Source organism: Paenibacillus sp. FSL W8-0439, from assembly GCF_038008995.1.
Lineage (GTDB): Bacteria > Bacillota > Bacilli > Paenibacillales > Paenibacillaceae > Paenibacillus > Paenibacillus polymyxa.
In genome coordinates this window covers 1,880,195-1,900,393 of record NZ_JBBPAK010000001.1, presented here as the reverse complement: position 1 = coordinate 1,900,393, position 20,199 = coordinate 1,880,195, and the positions used below count along the sequence as shown (strand labels likewise).

The 20,199-nt window shown below is 43.3% G+C and carries 15 protein-coding genes and 1 tRNA gene; 4 read left to right on the top strand and 12 right to left on the bottom strand.

The annotated features are described in order from the left end of the window. Positions 1 to 70 precede the first annotated feature (70 nt). The 5 genes from MKX36_RS08290 to MKX36_RS08270 all read right to left on the bottom strand — a co-directional run bounded on the left by MKX36_RS08290 (position 71) and on the right by MKX36_RS08270 (position 11,586). Positions 71 to 496 carry a phage holin family protein gene (locus tag MKX36_RS08290; protein ID WP_016819695.1) on the bottom strand — a complete coding sequence of 142 codons (426 nt, stop codon included), beginning with the start codon at positions 494 to 496 and terminating at the stop codon, positions 71 to 73. Positions 497 to 828: 332 nt separating this feature from the next. Further along, positions 829 to 1,965 (bottom strand): polysaccharide deacetylase, encoded by a 1,137-nt coding sequence (locus MKX36_RS08285; RefSeq protein ID WP_290409096.1) that lies wholly within the window; start codon positions 1,963 to 1,965, stop codon positions 829 to 831. Positions 1,966 to 2,532: 567 nt separating this feature from the next. Continuing rightward, positions 2,533 to 2,874, bottom strand: a complete 342-nt coding sequence (locus tag MKX36_RS08280) for a hypothetical protein (RefSeq protein ID WP_016819693.1) — start codon at positions 2,872 to 2,874, stop codon at positions 2,533 to 2,535. 8 nt (positions 2,875 to 2,882) lie between these two features. Further along, positions 2,883 to 8,267 (bottom strand): polymorphic toxin-type HINT domain-containing protein, encoded by a 5,385-nt coding sequence (locus tag MKX36_RS08275; protein ID WP_340864520.1) that lies wholly within the window; start codon positions 8,265 to 8,267, stop codon positions 2,883 to 2,885. A 70-nt stretch (positions 8,268 to 8,337) separates the two neighbouring features. Next, positions 8,338 to 11,586, bottom strand: a complete 3,249-nt coding sequence (locus tag MKX36_RS08270; protein WP_340864519.1) for a hypothetical protein — start codon at positions 11,584 to 11,586, stop codon at positions 8,338 to 8,340. Positions 11,587 to 11,883: 297 nt separating this feature from the next. Between MKX36_RS08270 and MKX36_RS08265 the strand changes: the two genes are divergently transcribed. Beyond that, positions 11,884 to 12,468 (top strand): helix-turn-helix domain-containing protein, encoded by a 585-nt coding sequence (locus MKX36_RS08265; protein WP_013370447.1) that lies wholly within the window; start codon positions 11,884 to 11,886, stop codon positions 12,466 to 12,468. A gap of 200 nt (positions 12,469 to 12,668) precedes the next feature. Here MKX36_RS08265 and MKX36_RS08260 read toward each other — a convergent pair whose 3' ends face one another. From MKX36_RS08260 to MKX36_RS08250, 3 genes are all read right to left on the bottom strand, one after another. Beyond that, positions 12,669 to 12,917, bottom strand: coding sequence for a hypothetical protein (locus tag MKX36_RS08260; RefSeq protein WP_016819689.1), 249 nt, complete (start codon positions 12,915 to 12,917; stop codon positions 12,669 to 12,671). Between the two features lie 264 nt (positions 12,918 to 13,181). After that, a complete protein-coding gene (locus tag MKX36_RS08255) occupies positions 13,182 to 14,267 on the bottom strand; it encodes a GntR family transcriptional regulator (RefSeq protein ID WP_250247059.1) in 1,086 nt (361 codons plus the stop codon). A gap of 191 nt (positions 14,268 to 14,458) precedes the next feature. After that, positions 14,459 to 15,610 carry a sn-glycerol-1-phosphate dehydrogenase gene (locus MKX36_RS08250; RefSeq protein WP_045243913.1) on the bottom strand — a complete coding sequence of 384 codons (1,152 nt, stop codon included), beginning with the start codon at positions 15,608 to 15,610 and terminating at the stop codon, positions 14,459 to 14,461. Positions 15,611 to 15,777: 167 nt separating this feature from the next. On the opposite strand from MKX36_RS08250, the gene MKX36_RS08245 reads away from it, so the two are divergent. Next, positions 15,778 to 15,981, top strand: a complete 204-nt coding sequence (locus MKX36_RS08245) for a hypothetical protein (RefSeq protein WP_016819686.1) — start codon at positions 15,778 to 15,780, stop codon at positions 15,979 to 15,981. 109 nt (positions 15,982 to 16,090) lie between these two features. Here the strand turns inward: MKX36_RS08245 and fabV are convergent, their stop codons facing one another. Continuing rightward, positions 16,091 to 17,269, bottom strand: coding sequence for an enoyl-ACP reductase FabV (gene fabV, locus MKX36_RS08240; protein ID WP_017425872.1), 1,179 nt, complete (start codon positions 17,267 to 17,269; stop codon positions 16,091 to 16,093). 215 nt (positions 17,270 to 17,484) lie between these two features. Beyond that, on the bottom strand, positions 17,485 to 17,841 hold the full coding sequence (locus MKX36_RS08235; RefSeq protein ID WP_017425873.1) for a winged helix-turn-helix transcriptional regulator: 357 nt from the start codon (positions 17,839 to 17,841) through the stop codon (positions 17,485 to 17,487). 197 nt (positions 17,842 to 18,038) lie between these two features. On the opposite strand from MKX36_RS08235, the gene MKX36_RS08230 reads away from it, so the two are divergent. Beyond that, entirely contained in the window at positions 18,039 to 18,569 is a 531-nt protein-coding gene (locus MKX36_RS08230) for an NAD(P)H-dependent oxidoreductase (protein WP_340864518.1), read from the top strand. 92 nt (positions 18,570 to 18,661) lie between these two features. Here the strand turns inward: MKX36_RS08230 and MKX36_RS08225 are convergent. After that, positions 18,662 to 18,746: transfer RNA gene (locus MKX36_RS08225), tRNA-Leu, on the bottom strand. A 377-nt stretch (positions 18,747 to 19,123) separates the two neighbouring features. Between MKX36_RS08225 and MKX36_RS08220 the strand changes: the two genes are divergently transcribed. Next, entirely contained in the window at positions 19,124 to 19,558 is a 435-nt protein-coding gene (locus tag MKX36_RS08220; protein WP_025364542.1) for an N-acetyltransferase, read from the top strand. 102 nt (positions 19,559 to 19,660) lie between these two features. Here the strand turns inward: MKX36_RS08220 and MKX36_RS08215 are convergent, their stop codons facing one another. After that, positions 19,661 to 20,170: a GNAT family N-acetyltransferase gene (locus tag MKX36_RS08215; RefSeq protein WP_290409090.1), complete on the bottom strand. Its 510-nt coding sequence runs from the start codon at positions 20,168 to 20,170 to the stop codon at positions 19,661 to 19,663. Between the last annotated feature and the right edge of the window lie 29 nt (positions 20,171 to 20,199).

Below are 20,199 nucleotides of genomic sequence, written 5' to 3'. Positions count from 1 at the left end.
CCTTATCTTAAAAATGTTCTCTTGAAAATTTTATCATAACGCCCCACATACGGAAAGAAACTTTGTAATCTTAGCGATCTTTTCCACCATTTTTACCATCAGACTCCTTGTCCTTTAGTAGGGCAAAAAAATTCTTAAGCTTCGGTGGCAGCGGCAGACCCATTCGTGAACAGTTTTCCGTAATCGAGATCAATTCGTTGGATAAATAAAAATACGTTGCCGCCCCCTTCATGATTTCCGTACCCATCAGAAGATCCATATGATGCGCCAAAGAAATCACCATGAGCATTAAAGCCTTTCTCGCCAACCCCCAAAAGCCAGCTTTACTGCTTAACCCTTGTCCAGTCTTCACGGCAGCAGCGACTCCAGTTACATAATCAACAGCCATGGCAACCGTGAATAGCACCATAAGCTGATTCCAGCCGCCAAAGGCAAACGTAATAATGGCTCCTGCGGTGGCACAAATCATACTAAACATACTCGGATTAATATTCATACCTGCTCCTCCTCTCGGGGCGGTTATTGTAATATATGCAGCGACGTCGTCACCCGTAAAGTCATATGACCTGTGCATAGATATCAATTCATAGATTCATATAAAACAAGCTGTGAAATTCACCATTTCCGAGCAATACAATAAAAGCACCTTCAAAGCCCCTATAAAGGAGCGATAAAGGTGCCTTACTTATTTTTTGAGGGAATATAACAATTGTGCATCTACTTTATCCATGACGCTTGGTTTCTGCTTATCGTTTATATAAAAAAACAGGCTACCCCCTCTCAAAAAATTGAAGTAGGGCAGCCTGCTTTCCTTTCAAGTTTATTCTATTAACGGTGATCGTTCCAAAAATTAAGCGGAGTCAGGTTATCATTCAACGGCTCGAACGAATATCCTTCTTTCTGCAAGGCCGCCATGATTTGTGGAAGCACCTTGATCGTAGATGGCTTATCATGCATAAGAACGACTGGTGTTCTACCTTGCTTTTTCAGTCTCTTAATATCACTGAGGACCGTCTGTACAAAATGCTGCGGATTTTTAGTATAACGCCAATCATTGGAATCTATATTCCAGTCCCAAATATGATAACCTGCACCCGTCAGTTGATCACGGTATGCTTTCTTCAAATACGGTTTGCTGCCATAAGGTGTACGAATCAAAGAAGTGCGTTTTCCTGTGGCCTTAAATAAAATCTCATTATCCTGATTCATCTCTGCCAGTGCTGCTGCCGGGGATGCATAGATCTTTTTCACCTGATGCGTCATCCCATGCAGGCCCAAGCCATGCCCTGCGTCTACCATTCTCTTCATCACTGCGCTATGTTGGCGAATTTCAGGTCCCAGCATGAAGAACGTAGCCTTGGCATTATATTTGTCCAGAATATCCAGCAGCTGCGACGTATGCGCCGTTGGACCATCATCAAAGCTCAAATAGATTGTACGGCTGGAAGGCTTGGCATTTCCCGTGCTGCCTGTATTGCTAGTTTTGCCTGGCTTAACAGCTGCATACTGTTTAATTTCTGCCGCAAATGTATTCAAGAACTGAGCATCAGACAAACTAGCGTTTGCATTCTGAATTCGATACACATTACTCGTAGGAATCGTAATAGTGAAGCCAAACGCATCGGTCAAAGTGCGGATTGGCAGCATCGTACGTCCTCCACGCTCAAACACATCACCCTTGTTCAAATCCAGCGTAAAGCTGCGATTATGTCCAGTCAGCAACAATGTATTTCCATTGGCCGAAGTAGAAATGCCCATCTTTTGCCCCAGTGTCACGATAGGAACATACAACTTATCATTTTCCATTACAGGCTTAATCGTATTCGAATCTAGCAACACATCATTAACCCCAAGCAAAGGAGCCTTCGCTTGTGCACTCGCTGTATTCGTATGTATACCTAGCAAACCCAAACAACAGATTGCCATCAAGCATACAGCCATCCATTTTACTTTTAAAAGCTTCATCATTACACCATCCTGTGCTGTATTTTATAATGTGCGGGAGCTATCTCTAGCTTGTCTATGAAGTTATACAGACATGACGATATAGACATGGCAATATAGACATTCAATCAACATATAGAACATAAACGCATCTCAACCGACTGAACCGGACGTCTTTTGGCCCCCTATACATATTAATAGATTACCAGACTATAGTAGGTAAATATAGTAAAACAATTTGAAAACAATCTCGCAATCCATCTTACCAAATAAGTTACAAAGTTGTGAATAAATCCACTGAGTTAAAAAGAATACAAAGAGAATTAGAAACTCCGTGAAAACTCGGATTTCATACTTAGTTTTGTTTAGGGAGCTGAATGCCGATTATTTGATCTATTGTTAGCTAAATATCCTGATCTTGATCAATACTCTGCTCCTACATAAGTCTCAGGTAATAGTTTGATTAAAAAACAAATGATCTACAAGAGGGTCTTTTTTTAAGTTCCATTTCCACTTAGCTAGGATGTGGGTAAAAGAAAGGCCTTAGGGACATAGCCCCAAGGCCTAATATCAAGATATAAGAAATGTTTATTTATACATACCAAAGTACTCATCCGAAAGCTCACCGTCAATTGTATATTCAACATCATAGTAGTATTGTTGAATTTGTGTCTCTGGGTGAAGTAATTCAAGGCAAACTCTAAAAAATGGATATATTCTATCATGGTTATTAAGAAATAGCTCTGTACACTTATAACGTATACTAAAATCTTTTAATTTAATGTCGTTTGGTAATTTTTCTTCTTCTTCCTTTAAAAAATTTGAATCACTATTTAATATTTTTTTTTCTAGTAATTTGACCGACTTAATTTTTATATCTTCAAAAAGATATGCTTCATTAAAAATTTTCTCAATATCTAATAAATTCATTTTACCTCCTACTTACCACTTGTAATGTAGTCAAACAATAAATTACCTTTATCATCAATTCTGCCATATACCCTCACGTGATTGGAAGCCTTCGCCACCTTTAACTTAAATGTGTATAAGTTTCCTTTTTGTATTAATTGTTCACTTTTTGATAAGAAAATTATACCATTATCATTTGAACGGGTAAGAGCTAATCCCTTTTTCATTGCTCGGTCAAATTGTTCATTTAGCCCTAGTCTTTTTAACTCTTTATAGGTATCTCGTTGAATCCAACGAGAATCGGGAAGACATGAGTTATGCGTCCAAATTCCGAGATTCGATACAAAGTACGTATGGTAATCCTTAACCATAAAGTTGTATACTGTTGCATGCTTCTTCTTAATCTCTATTTTCTCAATAGCTAATTCCTTGCTATTCGAAGTTGTAAGAATATCGCCTACCAGTACATCTTTGGATTTAACCCAACCTTTGCCAACAATCCAAAATGGATGCTCATCAGTGGTTGTAATGACTTCGCCGCCAACAGTAATATTATAAGTTTTTTCAACATCACGTTGGAAGAGCCATTCAACTTCTTTGTAAGCCATCTCACCTGTTTCATCATTTTTGGCAAGGACCTTATCCCCGACTTTAATATCCTCAATCGGTTTTTCCCCTTCGTCTGTTTGAACCTTCGTACCTACTGTAAAGCAATTACATTTACTTATAACATCTTTTACTGTTTTGCCCGTACTGGCGCTTTTGCCTTTAGTTACTTTAGCTATTGCAGGTCCTTCTACAAGAGAACCACTTACAAAACTTGCACACTGTACATCATAGTAGCAACCCATTACTGCATCAGATATACCTGATTTATCCCATTTAACACGAGCCGCGCCTTTAGGATACCATGTCCCCTGTTTCACCCCGGCAGCGTAAATAGACCGACCAAAATTAATAGAAATGGAATCTGGAATATAGTCTGCATTTTTACCTGAGCCACTGCAATATCCAGGGTGGGAATAATATTTCCCTCTAACCGTTGCTGTGCACCAGTTCCCGGTCGGGTCACTGTTTGTCAATGGATTATTATGCACATACGTATATCCATTCAAACTCAACGGTTCGTTTATCTCGCCCTGATACGTATCCTCGCCCATAAAACGGGCTGTACCCGGATCGTACCAGCGAGCCCGTAGGTACTGTAGCCCGGTCGTATCATCCCAATACTCACCAGCATAACGCAGCACATTCGGAACGGTCTCTTTGACCTTCTCCGGGCCGCCCCAGATATCGTAGCTGTAGCTATTCAGTTCCTTCCCCGAACTATCACTTAAGCCTACCACATCACCGTGACCGTTCAGCTGATAATATTGCAACTGTCCGCTTGCCTTGTCCTGTCTAGCCCACAGTTGACCGGACAAGTCATATACGTAAGCGTAGGTGATCTTGGCTGTTCCACCTTGGACTTCGGCCTCCGCAATCAGCTTCGCTTCTTCGTCATAGTAATACCGAGTCGTTTTGCCGCCCTCTGTACGCTCGTACAGTAGACCGTCTCCGTTATAGCTGTAACCTACCTCTTTGCCTTCACCGGTCACCTTTGTCAGACGGCTGACAGAATCATACGTATATTCAGCATTTTTCATGCCGAACACTTTGCCACTGCTTTCAGCGCTTCGGTTTCCATTCGGATCGTAGCCATAGGTCTTATTTTTTTCACCGGCGGCTTCGCGGGCAATCCGATTTGACGGGTCATATCCAAACTGGTCTGTTGTTCCGTTTTGTGTACGTCCGATGATGTTTTTATTCCCATCCCGTTCATAACCAAATTGGTGTAGCGCCGTTCCGCCTTGCTCCACCGTAACCCCGGATAAATCCAGTCCGTTATAGCTGAATCGTGTACTCAGTCCTCTGCTCGAAGACTGACCTCTTAGCAAACCATTAGGAGCATAATCAAACGTCATGCTATCTAGTGATCCGCCCGCAGCAGCACTCGCTTCTCCCAAGCTCTGTACATTTGCCGCACCGGTCCCAGCGCTAATGTCCATTTGGGTAACTCGGCCCACACTGTCCAGCTTGGATTGAACATGCATAGACGTGCCAGCAGCATCTGTTAGCACATAGCCTGTACGAGACTGCTTGTTGTATTCATAGCTGATGTGCGTACCATCAGGGTACTTCAGCCCAGTCAACGACCCATCTGCTGGATCATAGGTATAGGTGGTCGTTCCCTGACCATCTGTCATGCTTTTTCTTCGTCCTGCGCTGTCATAGGTGTAATTGGTTTTAAAATCAGGACCTGCCGCTTCGGTAACTAATCCGTCAGCGTTATATTGAAAGGTAATGGCCTCCGATTTTCCTGTCAACATACGGGAGACAGTTCCATCCGTATCGTAAATATTTAACGTAGTTCCTCCGCTTGATTTCTCAAGTAACGTACGTCTGCCCAACTCATCATACGAATACACATTCTTTTGCCCATCAGGATACTGAACAGTCTTCAAATTTCCGGCCAGATCATACATATAGCTGACCTGCTGTCCGGATGGATCGGTAACCGAGGTCATTTGTCCCAGAGCATCGTAATCATAGAGCGTGCGTTGACCATTACCGTCTGTCCGGCTAGTAACCATACCCGCATAATTATAAGCTAACGATTCCAGCGGCTGAAATGATCCATTTTTAGCTTCTTGTGTGGAAGTCACACGACCTAAAGCATCTGATACTTCACGCACACGATAACCGGACGCATCCGTCTGAGTGACAGAACGATCCGCCGCGTTATACGTCACAGTATCTGTTGTTCCATCCGCATAGGTCGTCTTCACAGGTCGTCCAAAGGCATCATAGGCATAGCGAGTGGTTGCTTGTTCGGCATCCGTGCTTTCTACCAAATCTCCATGCTCATCATAACCATAACCATAGATTGCATCACCTACTTGCTGCTGAAGCATCTGCCCGAACGGATTATACAATCTTTCGACGCTGACACCATCGGGTCCTGTGACAGTGACATCATTCGCATCATCCTTGTACACCACGACGGTTTGAGTTCCATCTGGATAAGTAACCTTCGTTACACGTCCCAAAGCGTCATATACATAGGACTCTGTTTTGCGCTTGGCATCGGTTTGGGACTTGATTTCTCCAGTCGGATAATAATCATACGTGTACTCAACACCTTTAGGCAAAAGCTGCCTTGTTGGGAGCTGTGAACCATATGGCGATTTATAATCAATAGAAACATCTGTATAGTTTCTGTCATCTATGAGAACTTTCTGACCGCTTACATTCCCTTTTGCATTGTAAAAAGTATAGGTATGTGATAAAAGCTTCCCTTGCTCTGTGCCTTCGTAGTTTTTTAGTTCATACAATGCGCCCTCTGCTTTATAAGTTCGAACTGTCGTTCCAGTTTTTCCTTCACTTATTTTAGTAACCGTCTGGGTAGGTTGAACCCAGAAAAAAGGCTCACTAGAGGTTTTATACGTATGAACAGTCTCCAATCCGGTACTTTGGGATACTTTTAGTGGAAGACCATATTCATTGTAGTCATAAGAGGTGGTTACAGGTTCTGACGAAGAACCTCCCTCCGTATAGGACTCTTGCATTTGCACAGGCAAATTCCAATCCATGGCCTCATTATAGGTGTAGTTTATATGATAGCCGGTAGAATCACCCTCTTGATCATAGCGGTTAAGAACAAGCTTTTCTGGTGTGTTATCTCCTCTAAAGACTTTACCAAAATGGAAGGTTTCTGTTGTACGTGTCCCTTTGGCAACCACCGTCCACTCAGCATTTTTTCCATAACTGGCTAGATCTTCTCCGGAATACGCGAAATCAATTTTATTTAAGAAACGATCGCCGGCAGTTGTACTGTACATATCAGCGCGTGAAGCCACCTTGAACACGCCTTGTGTACCGTACACACCTATCTGCTTGTTATAGGCTTCATAGCGAATGTCTGTGATCGATGAAGTAGGTCGTACAATTCGTGTAAGCAACGCGGTTTCATTGGGCTTTAGGGCTCCAGTCTTTCCTTCACCATCTATGACCACATTAAAAGGAGCATCCATGAATGTATAAGCATAGCTTGTGCTTCGGGAAAGAGAATCCAATACTTCTGACAGCACCTTGCTGCTTCCCTCACTACTTTGTCGATAGGTGTACTGATGGTCTGTGCCCTGCTCTTTAACAACAAGCTGCCCGGCATTGTAAGTGAAGTCAAGCTCTCTACCATCACTGTTTCGAATCGAACGAATAAGCTTTGCTCCACCAGAACTTGTATAATCAAATTCCACTCGATTCTTATACGCATCCTGGATCAAAATCAAATAACCATCCTGATCGAGATAATAGTCGTTTCCATTCAGTACTGATATTTTGTATGCACTGCTTACTCCCTGCACACTTACGCTTTGATCTGTACTGATCTTCAGATCTTTGTATGCATATCCTTCTAGCTGCAAATCATCTCTCAGTTCATAGGAGCCTGTTCCCGGAATATACAAATACCGTTTACCATCCTGTTTCTGTATATGAGGAAGATCCCATTTCCAGCCTCTCCCCAGGCCAGAAGCTGCTTCTTCCTCGCGGATGGCACTTGTGTTTGTATACAACCCTTCATTTTGCTGCACACCAATCTGATTATTTGCCAATGAACTGTTATACACACGAGTCAATGCAAAGGGCAATGACCCCGGCAGCACCAAGTCCGTATTTTGAACAACGAGCTGTCCTGAAACGGTGGACACACTGTTGTCACCGTAATCCATTCCATAACGCGACGTATCATCACTTAGCCTGCTTTGTGCAAGCGCCGCCTGATCAAAAGGAGCATACACATCTGCTGTAGCAGATACCTGAAACAAACTCTGTTTAAGTAAATCCTGCCCGATTAGTCCGTTTTCTCCTGGAGTCGGAGCATATACGGAATCATTTACTCGGGGTATAGATGGGATATCCATCTCAGTCGTGTCTGGAGCCGGCGCTTTACCCTCTTCCTTATCTAGTGGATGTTGAGTTAGCTTTTCATCCTGGGTGACCTGAGCGGGCTTTTCACCCTCCTTCAGCGCAGCCGACTCATCGGACGGCTCCACCTTTGCATTTGTGTTCAATGTCAGTCCATTCTGCTGTACCCACAAGCTTGGACTTTGTTCTGGTAATGAATTTTCTCCACCATCTTTTTGCCATGCTTTATAAATATCATATAAAGTATAGCCTTTGGATAACTGTGCATTGACCCAAGCCTGATCCTTACCTGTTTGCTGTGCAAGCCATGCTCTGGTAATAATCTGCGGAGTAGAAGACTGAGAAGTTGCTGCCTCTCCCCGACCTGCTTCTCCATATGCCCATGTGCTCCATGGACCCAGCAACATCAGCACACAAAGTAGACTACAAATATAACGTTTAAACACTCGCTCACCCCTATTTATAATGCCTATACATCTAATGATCTGTTATGTTTTTCAAAGCAAAGACATCCTTTTAATTTGTAAAAGGAAATACCTTTTTCGTCCGTTTAATGACATTTCCGTTTAAGTCATAATCCAGTTGAATTTGATCACCGGTGAACAAAATAACTTTATTCAGTCGGTTTCCTTTGCCATATTCATACGAAGTATCCTTGCCAAGCGCCATATGGGCTGCCTTAATAACGGTTTGTAATGCACCGCTATTATTTTCTGACAGCTTCACATAAACCATTTGACCTGCCTTCATCTCATACTCTAAGACCGTGTAATCCCAACCATATATTTGCGCTTGTTCTGTTGAAGAAGCTAACTGATTACTAAAATCAGGGTCGGTAAACAAACTTACAATCGGTTGCTGTGCAGCAAAGTTGGATTTCTCCTTCACCGCAAAACGGTAAATTCCGTCTTCTTTGGGTGTAAAACGATATTTTCCTTGCTGACCTGCCGTAAAATCAGCTTCCTTTTCTATGAGTTCAATGAGCTCGTCCAGCTTGCTGTCATCGTTATTTTTTACAGCAAATACACGATAAGGTGCTCCAAAGTTAACAGCAGGAGTAGCGGCTGCTACGGCAAGATGAATATTTGCGTTAGCTGGCACTTGCTGCTGATTGTCTGTCGCCTCTTTATGCTCTCTAATCACTTTTCCAGCACGATCTGCAACAGTGAACTGATATGTTCCACCCGTTGCCTTCGCATTCGTCAAAACAGGTGCTTCCTGACTCCCGCGATTGATCCATACTTCCTGCTTGCCGCCAGATAAAGATGTTTTTAATAACGCCGGTTCTGTGCTTGGATCTGCCTTAATGTCATTGTTGAAATGAATGGTTACAGCTTGTGGTGAAGTGACGGTTACAACAAGCGTACCTCCTGCTCCAAGTGAGATTTCAGGTAAAGAAACACTCATACCTGCTCTATCCACCTTGGAATTCACACCGCTTCCTTCTCCATACATGGCATAGTCATAGAGGCGGCTCTCGTTTGAAGCATCTGTCGTTAATGAGGAAGCCTGTGAAGCCGTATTATGGAATACGTAGCTTTCTCCCTGCTTGATGGTAACCTGATTGCCTGTTGGCACATCGGCAGCCTCAACATCGAATATTCCTAATACAGCTCCATAAGTAACTGGCACATCAGAAACCGTCGTTACAATGGCGTAACCACCAGCCTGAACTAATGGTAATTGAGTCGTATCATTAGCTTGGCTGTATACAGTCCCATCTGCCTTATAATTAATGTAATTCCATTTCATACCGCTGACTGAAATGACGTCCAGGGCTTTGTCCAAAGTGCTAACGTTTATAAATTTTCGGCTTTCACCGCGTTTCAATGTAATTCGATGGAAGGCTGCCTGCCCGCTGAGCAAAGCCTCCACCTTATTGCTATAGGTAAAGGTTATTGGCCGATCGGATACATTGGTGACAATGGCTTTACCGCCAGCGACAATCTCTGGATCCACTGTATTGTTGAAATGATCTGATGTCAGTAATCGAAGTACTTTATAACTTGCAGCATCAAAGCGTGCATTGCCACTGCTTTTGTCATGCCGCAATGAATTCGATTGACTGTCATGATTACGGAACTCATATGAATCTCCCGGCTCCAATGTCGTTTTCCCGATACCATCGTCATCTTCGCTGACCTTAAAGCTCCGATAGATTCCACCAAAAGTGATTGACGTGTCACTAGTTACCGTCACGCTGGCCTTTTTACCTGCACCAACCAAAAAGGTTGATTTCCCGGTACTGCGCCTGGATTGCTCTGTACCATCTGCTTTATACAGGACCACATCAAATTTCCCTTTAATGGTACTGGCTGTGTTGTGCAGATTCCTCAAATGATCGCTAATATTAGTGAAAGCATAACTTTCACCTTTCGACAGTGTTACGCGTAAAAAAGCAGGATCATCGCTGATTTCCCAAGAAAAATCATCCGTATAGTCAAAGATAATGGGACTCGGACCGATCACAGTCACAATGGCATATCCCGAAGGCGGGATCATGGGACCAGACTGGCTGTTAAAACCCGAGGAATTTACCGTTCCATCCGGCTTGTAAATAGCATAGTCGAACAAGCTTCCTACCTTTTTGGAGTTATTGTAGATCGGATTCATTAGTGTACCGTTATTATGGAAAATGTAGCTCTTGCCCACCTCAAGCTCTACACGGCTGATGGCATCTCCGCCCACTGGACGGGCAATAAAATTGCGATACGGGGCCCCGTATGTCACCGGGTTTGCAGTGACCTGGGTAATTACCGCATATCTGTCCACAGCAATCTGCGGCTTCGCCGTAGTGCTACTGCCGCGTGAAGCCTCTGTTCCGTTTGCCAGATAAACAACATAGTCAAGTTTATCTTTAGATGTACCATCACTTTCCACCGTATCCAATCGTGTTCCCACATTGATAAACTGGTAGCTTTCCCCCTGATTTAAGGTAACCCGCGCATAAGCCGGCTCACCGGTGCTTTCTATAGTGTATTTGCCGTATGGAAATCCGAAGGTCACCGCATTTGCAGTGGAGCCTGTAATAATCAGTTCCTCGCCATCTGCCAAAGTAGGGTGAGCAATACTATTAAGGGCGGAAGCGGATAAGGTTCCGTCTGCCTTGTATTTTGCGTAATCAAAACGGCGATTGTCTGTATTTGACCCATCATGCTGAATGGAACGGGCTGTCCATCCTTCATTCACAATCCGGTAGCTTTCATTCTTAGAGAGCGTAACTCGCTCTAATGCTGGGTCCTCCGATGTACTGTAGGTGAAGACGTCTGTTACTTTTACAGTTAATGCTGCTGTCCCTGTATTCGTAATAAACGCTGTACCTCCCCCAGGAACACCAATGGGGCTTATGCCATAGTCCATATGGACAGTGCTAATATCTCCGTCCTCTTTGTAGCTCACACTATCGTACAGAATACCTTTTGACTGAGAAGCGTTGCTGTATATAGATTTACTAACTGTATCTGTATTCTGAAATTCATAACTTTCTCCAGGGTCGATAACGATTGACGTATACTCCACCGCTGCCAAACTCATCATGAGTGCATTATACACGCTGTTTGTCGCAGAAGTTGGCGGCTCAAAAGAAACTGTTTCATTCGTGAGCCCCTGTTCCTTCTGTACCAAATCTGCTTGATCCGCATGATTTAGTTGCATTCCGTCCTTTAAATCTTGTTTTTCCGCTCCTGCCACACTAGGCAAGCACAGCAAAGTGTTCGTTGCCAAAAGTGCCGTCAGAAACCATATCATTACCTTTTTACAAATCATCTAGCTGTATAACCTCCCTTTTTCTCGTCAAAAAAATTGCATGTTGGGCTGTAAAAAACCACTTTTCTCTCTGTACAACCTTACAATCATAAGAGAAGAACATATTACCTCCATTTCCATAAAAAATGTCACATTTTAATATATCGACACCTTAAACTTCCATTTTTATAGGCCAAATGGACCTTATTTTCCATAAACCGGTTAAGCCCATGGGATTAAAAGAAAATCAGGAGAAGAGTCACTTGCAAAGCCCCCTTCGGGTATAGTAGTATGTGTTTAAAAAAAATCGGAGGGTATATGCCTAAACAACAAGACAAACATTCCATTCAGGCGTGGTCTCTGATCAATCGCAAATATTTGGGAAAAGGCGTGCGTGTCAAACGTTTTCGCAAACCAACACGCTGTCAAGTACGCAATCGCGTTTTGCTTGCCGTTTTGATGGCTAATGACATTAAACTGTCCCAACTTGCCGAGGAGCTTTCCATCTCCTCTCGCAGCGTCAGCGCGTGGGTATATGAAGGTCGCATTCCCGGCAACACTAATCTGGAAAAGACGTGTAATACACTTGGTTATCCGCACCATATTCTATTTAATGAAGAGGTTGTCCGGCGTTCACCGCTCATTTGTCAACCATCACCGTCCCGTTTCATGAAACGGACTGTAACTCGTTCTCCAGTTAAAAACCGGATTTTGGCGGGTTTGTGCATGGTACATGATATTTCGGTGACTGATGTCAGTCATTGGATTGGCGTTCACCCGGGTACATTTCGGAAATGGTTGCATCAGGGTACCGTTCCTTCGCAAACCTTCCAGGATCAGGCGGAACAGTTTTTCCGTATTCCAAAATCCATTTTGTTTGCTGATGCCATGCTGAAAAAGTAACAATGTCCTTTAAAACGAAACGATTGAAATTTTCATGAAAGTCTTTGAAAGGAACGCATTACCATCTTTCATTCAATGAGACTTTCACATCATGTGATTTACAGAATATAAAAGCAAAAAAGCACAGTCTGCCGATTCTGGCGTACTGTGCTTTTTAGATAGCAAAATTTAAATGCTTCTTGCTTATAATTTGTAACTTCTTAGGAATGAGTGCTTGCCGCTTCAGTTGAACGTCCAGCTTCTGCCTTGGTGGCCTTCAGCCTTTTCATAACCGGGTTGCCCCCACATCCAAAGTAGTCGTGAAGACGGCTGTATTCCTCATAGAGCTTATTATAGATGTCCACGTTCTCAGGGATTGGCTTGAAGCTCTCATCACGCATACGTGCCATATGACGCGCTGTTTCGGCGATTGTCATATCCTCCGCCCCAACTTCAGCTCCCATAGCCATGGCTGCCAGTTGACCTCCCAAACGTCCTTATTTAATGTTTCAAACATACATAGGTCACTCTTCTTACTTTCATTTCTGGCACCACTCTCATCGCACACTTGTACGTACAACTAACTAATCAACCTTTTTTATATATCTTTTTGATAGATTTATGTACACATTTTCAAAATGTATAGAAAAACAGCCCCTTTTCTGCAATCCAGAAAACAGGCTGCTCCGTGTATCCAGTAACATACCATCAACTTAAAATTAACTAAATATTTCCTAAGCTGGCCCCGTGGATTCGCGTACAATTAACTCTGGGGGTATAATCCATTGACGCTCTTCTTCACGATATCCCTTTTCTTCAATCATCGATAGCATGGTATCGGCGGCACGTAACCCCAATTCTTCCTTGGGGTGCCGAATGGTTGTAAGTTTGACTTCCGTGGCTGTCGCCAAAAATGAATCATCAAACCCAACCAGTGACAGATCCTGGGGAATACTGAGGCCCGCCGAACGTACAATATCCAGTAGCCGCACCGCCAATTCATCATTATAGGTCACCCATCCAGTCGGACGTTCCCCTGTCTCCATCGCCAACAGCTGTGATGCGCGTTGTAACGGAAGCTCATTTTTTTCTTCAGTCCGGTACGTCGTTACTGCGTTTGGATGTAACGTCACTCCATATTTACGGTGAGCGGCTACAAATCCCTTCATCCGCAGAATTCCTTGCATATCATCGGTTTTGAAAAATCCGGCCAATCGCCGGTGCCCCAGCTTGATCAAATGCTCTACCGCCAAAAAACCACCCTTTTCATCATCCAAACGCAAACAAGGTGCATCCATCTCCTCATAACGCGCATTGATCATTAAATAAGGGATTTGGCGATTCTCCACGGTTAAATAATAGTTCAAATTGGGATTACGTTCCCCGCTTTTGGTCGGCTCAATAATAATTCCGCTCAGTGGTTGACTCAGCAGCATTTCCAAGCACTGACGTTCTTGTTCAGGGTCATTGCCTGTGCTTGATAGCAGCAGCTTGTAGCCCTGCCGGCTTAGCTTGGATTCAATTCCCTGTACAATGGATGGAAAAATATAATCCGATATATAAGTTGTCACAACTCCAATCGTCCTTGGATTTTCAGGCTGCTTATGATCCCGTACCGCGACAAAGGTTCCTTTGCCCTGTATGCGAAGCAGCCAACCTTCCTGTACCAGCTCACCCAGCGCCTGACGCACCGTTTGCCGACTAACTGCAAATTGTTCAGACATTTCATGTTCAGAAGGAAGCTGGCTTTGCGGCTCCAGTCTAGATGAATGAATCCATGATAAAATCTCCTGTTTAACTTGTATATATTTGGGCGCCATAATGTCCTCCGTACTTGCCATATCATGTACCTATTCGTATTCCGATTATAGCATATCGTCCATTTGTACATACAAATGTAACAAGAGCAGGTTATTGTTGTATAGCTGCCGGAGGCGTAAACCCATTCACAAATCCCTTCCTCATGCTTAAACTGAGTATCTAAAGGACTCTAGTGTAGGTGTAACACACATTACGAACGAAGCAACTGGTGTTCATTCATATACTTGAGTCCGGTATAGCGATCACGCAAAGTATGTGCCGTGCGCAAAGCACGAGCAAGTTGTTCCTGTGTAACCCCCAGCTCGGCAATGGTAGACGGACCTCCCACCTGAGCTAGCCATGCACGCATCTGTTCCGACGTAGGCAAAGTCCGATATACTTCAAAAGCCTCCACATCCTGATTGGCAGCCAATTCCCTATACATGTCAGACAGCAAAGCGGAGGCAACGCCCACCTTGGCACCATGCAAAACTTGCTTGCGCCCCTCTGCAATAAAATCCATTTCAATTCGGTGAGAAATATGATGCTCTCCCCCTGAGGCAGGACGGGAATGATCAATCATCAACATCGAAATACCGGATGCAATCAGCGCATTCATCAACACCTCGACCCCTGCCTTACTGCCGGCCGCGATCTCATCGACATGCTCTACACAAGCACGTAAAGCCTCCTCGGTAATTCGATTAGCTACAGGTGAATATGGCTCGTTTCCCAAATCTCTGGACACATGCCAGTCTGCTAATGAGGTGAACTTACCGAGCATATCGCCAAAACCCGCGGCAGTCATCACTTGAGGGGCACTTGCCAGTACGGACAAGTCAGCGAAGATCGCCTCCGGCGGAACGGCTTGGAACGTCTGCTTGCTGCCATCCACAATTAATGGGGCCCCAGCTGAGGTAAAACCATCTACAGATGCAGCCGTTGGGACTGACAAGAACGGACGATTCATTTTATAGCACACAAAGCGAACCAGATCATGAATCGTACCTGACCCTACAGCAAGCACAGCCTGACTTTGATCCGCCACACCCAGCAAAACCTTCATGATATAAGTTTCATCAGCAATAACATCCCCTACCGCATTCGGAGGCAGCCGAACTACATCAACTGTCAAACCTGCTTCACGGATTAAATCAGCTACTTTCTTCCCTGCTGCCGCTGAAGTATGCTCATCCTCTACTAGAGTAACATGCTTATAATTCTGTTGATTCAAATAAGAAGCAATGGATTCAAGTGCTCCATCCCGTACCTCGATAAACAATTCAACCTTTCGGTGAGGATGATCAGTGTTACTAGCCTGCGCCTCTTCGTTCCACAGCTTAATCTGCTCATTCATATTCATTTCATCAGCCTCCTGAAAAAGGAATAATTTGTACAAGAATGATCCATACTAATAATAGATTCCGTTTGAAAACGATTACTATTTAATTGTACGCACAAGTGTGGGTACAAGTCCAGAAAAAACGTATAAGTTACGATTCAATTCAACCATTTGAAAGGAACAAGATTATGAAATTTGGAACAGATATTGCCTGTGCGCTCGGTTTACTGGCAGGTACAACGTTTGGCAGTGGGGTTGCTTTTTTGTTCGGCTGGCAAGCTTATCGTGCACTGACTTCTGTCACGGTTTTTGGCATTGCAGGGATTATCATTACCATTGCCGTTTTTCGCTTGCTGCACCGAAAGTCGCTTTCTACGTCCAATTCTCAATGAATTCTGTTGAAAGCCAGACCATTTTAATTTGACTGCATACATAAAAAAACGGGCCTCACAAGCCATTTGCAGCTTGAGAGTACCCGTTTTTGGTTTAGCACATTTTCACCTAAGTTGTGTGAACTTCTGGATCAACGTCCAATTCATAATCAATTTCATCAAAACCGAATCCAAACAATTGAAGGAAATCCAGACGATATTGCTCAAGATCACCCAGTTCGGATACGTTTTCGGTAGTGATCTCAGACCAAGCCGCTTTAACAGCTTGCTGTACATCCTCTCTCATTTCCCAGTTGTCCAGACGAATGCGTCCTTCATCGTCTGTTTCCACAGTGGATCCACTGTATAATGCCTCGAACAGACGTTGCGCCTGCTCAATACAACCCTCGTGCAGTCCCTTTTCTTTCATGACCTTAAACAGTAAGGAAATATACAGAGGCACAACAGGTATAGCCGAACTGGATTGTGTAACCAAAGCTTTATTCACTGAAACGTAGGCCTTCCCACGATAACGCTCCAGTTGCTTTGTTAACGTATGTGCTGTGGCTTCCAAATCATTTTTAGCTTGGCCAATGGTTCCTTTACGATAAATAGCCTCCGTAATCTCAGGACCAATATACGAGTAAGCCAGTGTGGTTACCCCTTCAGCCAGCAGGTCGGCTTCTTCCAACGCTTTTAACCACAGGGACCAATCCTCGCCACCCATGACCGTGATGGTGTTATCAATCTCCTCCTGCGTTGCTGGTTCAAGCGTAATTTCCGACACAACACCTGTGTTCGTATTCACCGTTTTATTCGTAAACGGCTGTCCAATGGGCTTGAGAACGGAATTAAAGGTTTCTCCCGTATCAGGATGTGTCCGTCGCGGTGAGGCGACACTATATACAATCAGGTCTACCTTGCCCAGCTTTTCTTTGACCAGCTTCAACGTCTCCTGCTTAATTTCATGGGAAAAAGCATCTCCATTAATGCTCTCCGCTATGTAGCCAGCCGCTCTGGCTGCTCTTTCAAAGGCCACTGTATTGTACCAGCCTGCCGAAGCCGTGCGCCCCTCTGAAGCAGGACGTTCAAAGGATACTCCTACGGTGTCAGCTCCCATACCGAAGCTCGCAGCAATGCGGGAAGCCAGTCCATAACCTGTGGATGCTCCGATCACAAGTACCTTTTTAGCTCCTTGTAATCCCGTGCTGTCTTTGATGTAGTCGATTTGACGATTAACGTGAGCCGCACATCCTGCAGGATGCGCAGTCGTACATATGAAACCACGAATTTTCGGTTTAATAATCATTGCAAGGGTCCCCCTACTTTGGCATTCATTTAATATTGATGGAATGGTTGTCCAGTCATAACTATATTACAAATCAGCTTGCGGCTCAACATATAACATGGTCTTGAAGGTAAACGATCAAATACTATGACACAGATATCCCCGAACTGCGACTCTACGCCAAAAAGAAAATCGCCGTAAACATCATAGTCTACAGCGCTCTTTAACTCCAATATTCATTTGGACTTATTTTCTAGCAATATCACATCTTCTCCTTTCTCTTGTCTTATTTTGATATTAGTCCTTCCCCAGGTACACATTAAATCAATAATTTCATTTGCTGTAATTCCATATTCCGTTATATAGTACTCCACTTTTGGAGGCATTTGATTATACACATGTCTGCCTATGATCCCATCCTTCTCAAGTTCACGAAGTTGCTGTATAAGAACCTTTTGAGAAATGCCTGCAATACTACGCTGTAATTCACTGGTCCTCTTTCTACCAGACATTAATAAGCATATGATTAAGGATTTCCACTTACCTCCGATGATCTCCAGTGTTGCTTCTATGCCTAAATTATATTGTTTCATACGACCACCTCTTCAAGACTAAAATAACTAAGTTTATCGAATTCATTTTATAATCACATATCTTCACTCTAAGTACCACGCACACTTTCAAGTAACTATATTACTTTATTGTGTGTATTTACATTTTTTATAGCCTACAGAATAATAATACGTATCCACAAAAAGCAAATGATGCGATGTAAGAAAGGTGATTGATGATGAAGACTCTCGTAATTTTAGCACACCCGAATATTGAAAATTCCAGAGTAAATCAAAGATGGAAACAAGAATCGCTTCGATATTCCAATGAAATTACAATTCATGAAATTTATAAAAAGTATCCCAACTGGAATATTGATGTTTTGAAAGAACAAAAGTTACTTGAAGCACACAGCAATATCATATTTCAGTTCCCTTTATACTGGTATAGTTACCCTCCTTTATTAAAAAAGTGGTTTGATGATGTTTTTGCCCATGGATGGGCTTATGGTTCAAAAGGTGATAAGTTAAAAGGAAAGAAGCTAGGGATCGCCATGTCGATTGGCGATAAAAAAGAAAACTACTTATCTACTGGTTCCGTTACATTTACGGTAGATGAAGTTATAGCCCCTTTTAAAGCAAGCGCAGTACATGTGGGCGCCGTAACATTACCCTATTTCGCTGTCTTCGGAGCCTCGTTTCAAGCAAGTGATGAAGACATTAACCAGAGTGCAAAAGATTATATTAAATATATATTCCAGCATAAATAAAATGGCTGTTTAATAGCACGCATCTTAACCATATAAAAACAGGCTCTTGGAGGCATTCAGCCAATCCAAGAACCTGTAATTGTTAGGTATAATGCGGTCGAGAGGACTCGAACCTCCACGGGGGGTTAGCCCACACGGACCTGAACCGTGCGCGTCTGCCAATTCCGCCACGACCGCATACTATGTATTGATGGCGATACTTTAATCACCGTAATTAAGATTATATCTTGAATAGAGCTTAAAAGCAAGCCGATTTATATTATATTTTCTATGAATAATGCTAGTAAATATAAGAAAATCACTGGATATCACCAACCAGATATGGTAAGATGAATGCATCAGGAAAGGAGGTGCGTCAACATCAATAATCATATGTTGAGCGTATCCCTTACCCGGTCCGTTATTCTCTAATTTGCAGAGTTGACGGAGGCGCGGGATACGGATCAAGGCTTTAATTAAGCGCCACGGGTAGAAAGACCGTCCACGGACGGTCTTTTTTATTTCATCATACTCTACTATAGATACGATTACATATTGTGAAAAGAGGCGTTACAATGTCGATTAGACCTGCGAAAGTAGAAGAATTAAAGGAACTGGTAGCCATCTGGCTGGATGCTTCTATAGAAGCCCATCATTTTATTGCTCCGCAGTATTGGACATCTCAAGCTGCCGAGATGGAGAACAAGTACCTTCCCCTCGCTCAAAACTACGTTATCATACAAGATGACCATACGATCGGCGGCTTCATTTCCATGATGGACGGATACTTGGCTGCTCTGTTTATACGGGTTGATTCTCAAAGAAAAGGCTATGGCAAGTTACTATTAGATGGGGTTAAGCAACAGCATGAGAAAATTCAATTAAAGGTGTATCAGTCAAACACCAAAGCATTTAACTTTTATACTAAAAATGGATTTACCATTCAAGCAGAGTCAGTGGATGCCGAGACTGGTGAGAAGGAATTTGTGATGGTATGGACAAAACATTAACGACAATGAAGCACATCTAGCTTTTTAGAGCAAAGGCCCCGCTCCCGTACCCATACGGTATAAGCAGAGCCTTTTACTTTTATCTACTAGCTGTCTAGTCTCTTATTTAAGCCCATAAACTTCGGTATATAAAGTCTCTTTAAACGGAGCAAACGCCGATTCAGCCAACGCACCTGGATAGCTCATAATCTGAAGCCGCAGATCCGCCTGTCCTTCTCTTAAAGGGGGCTGTACATATTCAAAATGGTTCAGATGGAATCCCAATCGTTCGTAAAAACCGATTCTTCTCCGTGACCATTCATCCACTGGCGGCTCAACCTCCAGCACTACCGGATGATCAGACTGTGAGATAAATCTACTCATAAGCTTTTTGCCTAATCCGCCACCTCGTATACGGGAATCTACCGCGATATGCTCTACAAACCGAAAATGTGCGAATTTCCACCCTGCCAAAAAAGCCACTATGTTACCCTGCTCATTTTTTTCAGTGATAATACGATAGCTAGGATGCTTCAATAAAGCCTTTTGAGCCTCAAACGTCCTGCATTCTGATGCTGGAAAAGAAGACTCCATAATCGCATATATTTCAGAAAAATCGTGCTCATTTATCATATATCCTTAGCTCCTTTACCTCTACATCC

Coding starts and splice junctions, on each gene's coding strand:
- MKX36_RS08245 (WP_016819686.1), top strand. CDS start 15,778: ATGAAATTTGGAACAGATATTGCCTGTGCGCTCGGTTTACTGGCAGGT.
- MKX36_RS08250 (WP_045243913.1), bottom strand. CDS start 15,610: ATGAATATGAATGAGCAGATTAAGCTGTGGAACGAAGAGGCGCAGGCT.
- fabV (WP_017425872.1), bottom strand. CDS start 17,269: ATGATTATTAAACCGAAAATTCGTGGTTTCATATGTACGACTGCGCAT.
- MKX36_RS08260 (WP_016819689.1), bottom strand. CDS start 12,917: ATGGCTATGGGAGCTGAAGTTGGGGCGGAGGATATGACAATCGCCGAA.
- MKX36_RS08265 (WP_013370447.1), top strand. CDS start 11,884: ATGCCTAAACAACAAGACAAACATTCCATTCAGGCGTGGTCTCTGATC.
- MKX36_RS08285 (WP_290409096.1), bottom strand. CDS start 1,965: ATGAAGCTTTTAAAAGTAAAATGGATGGCTGTATGCTTGATGGCAATC.
- MKX36_RS08220 (WP_025364542.1), top strand. CDS start 19,124: ATGTCGATTAGACCTGCGAAAGTAGAAGAATTAAAGGAACTGGTAGCC.
- MKX36_RS08230 (WP_340864518.1), top strand. CDS start 18,039: ATGAAGACTCTCGTAATTTTAGCACACCCGAATATTGAAAATTCCAGA.
- MKX36_RS08280 (WP_016819693.1), bottom strand. CDS start 2,874: ATGAATTTATTAGATATTGAGAAAATTTTTAATGAAGCATATCTTTTT.
- MKX36_RS08290 (WP_016819695.1), bottom strand. CDS start 496: ATGAATATTAATCCGAGTATGTTTAGTATGATTTGTGCCACCGCAGGA.
- MKX36_RS08255 (WP_250247059.1), bottom strand. CDS start 14,267: ATGGCGCCCAAATATATACAAGTTAAACAGGAGATTTTATCATGGATT.
- MKX36_RS08270 (WP_340864519.1), bottom strand. CDS start 11,586: ATGATTTGTAAAAAGGTAATGATATGGTTTCTGACGGCACTTTTGGCA.
- MKX36_RS08215 (WP_290409090.1), bottom strand. CDS start 20,170: ATGATAAATGAGCACGATTTTTCTGAAATATATGCGATTATGGAGTCT.
- MKX36_RS08235 (WP_017425873.1), bottom strand. CDS start 17,841: ATGAAACAATATAATTTAGGCATAGAAGCAACACTGGAGATCATCGGA.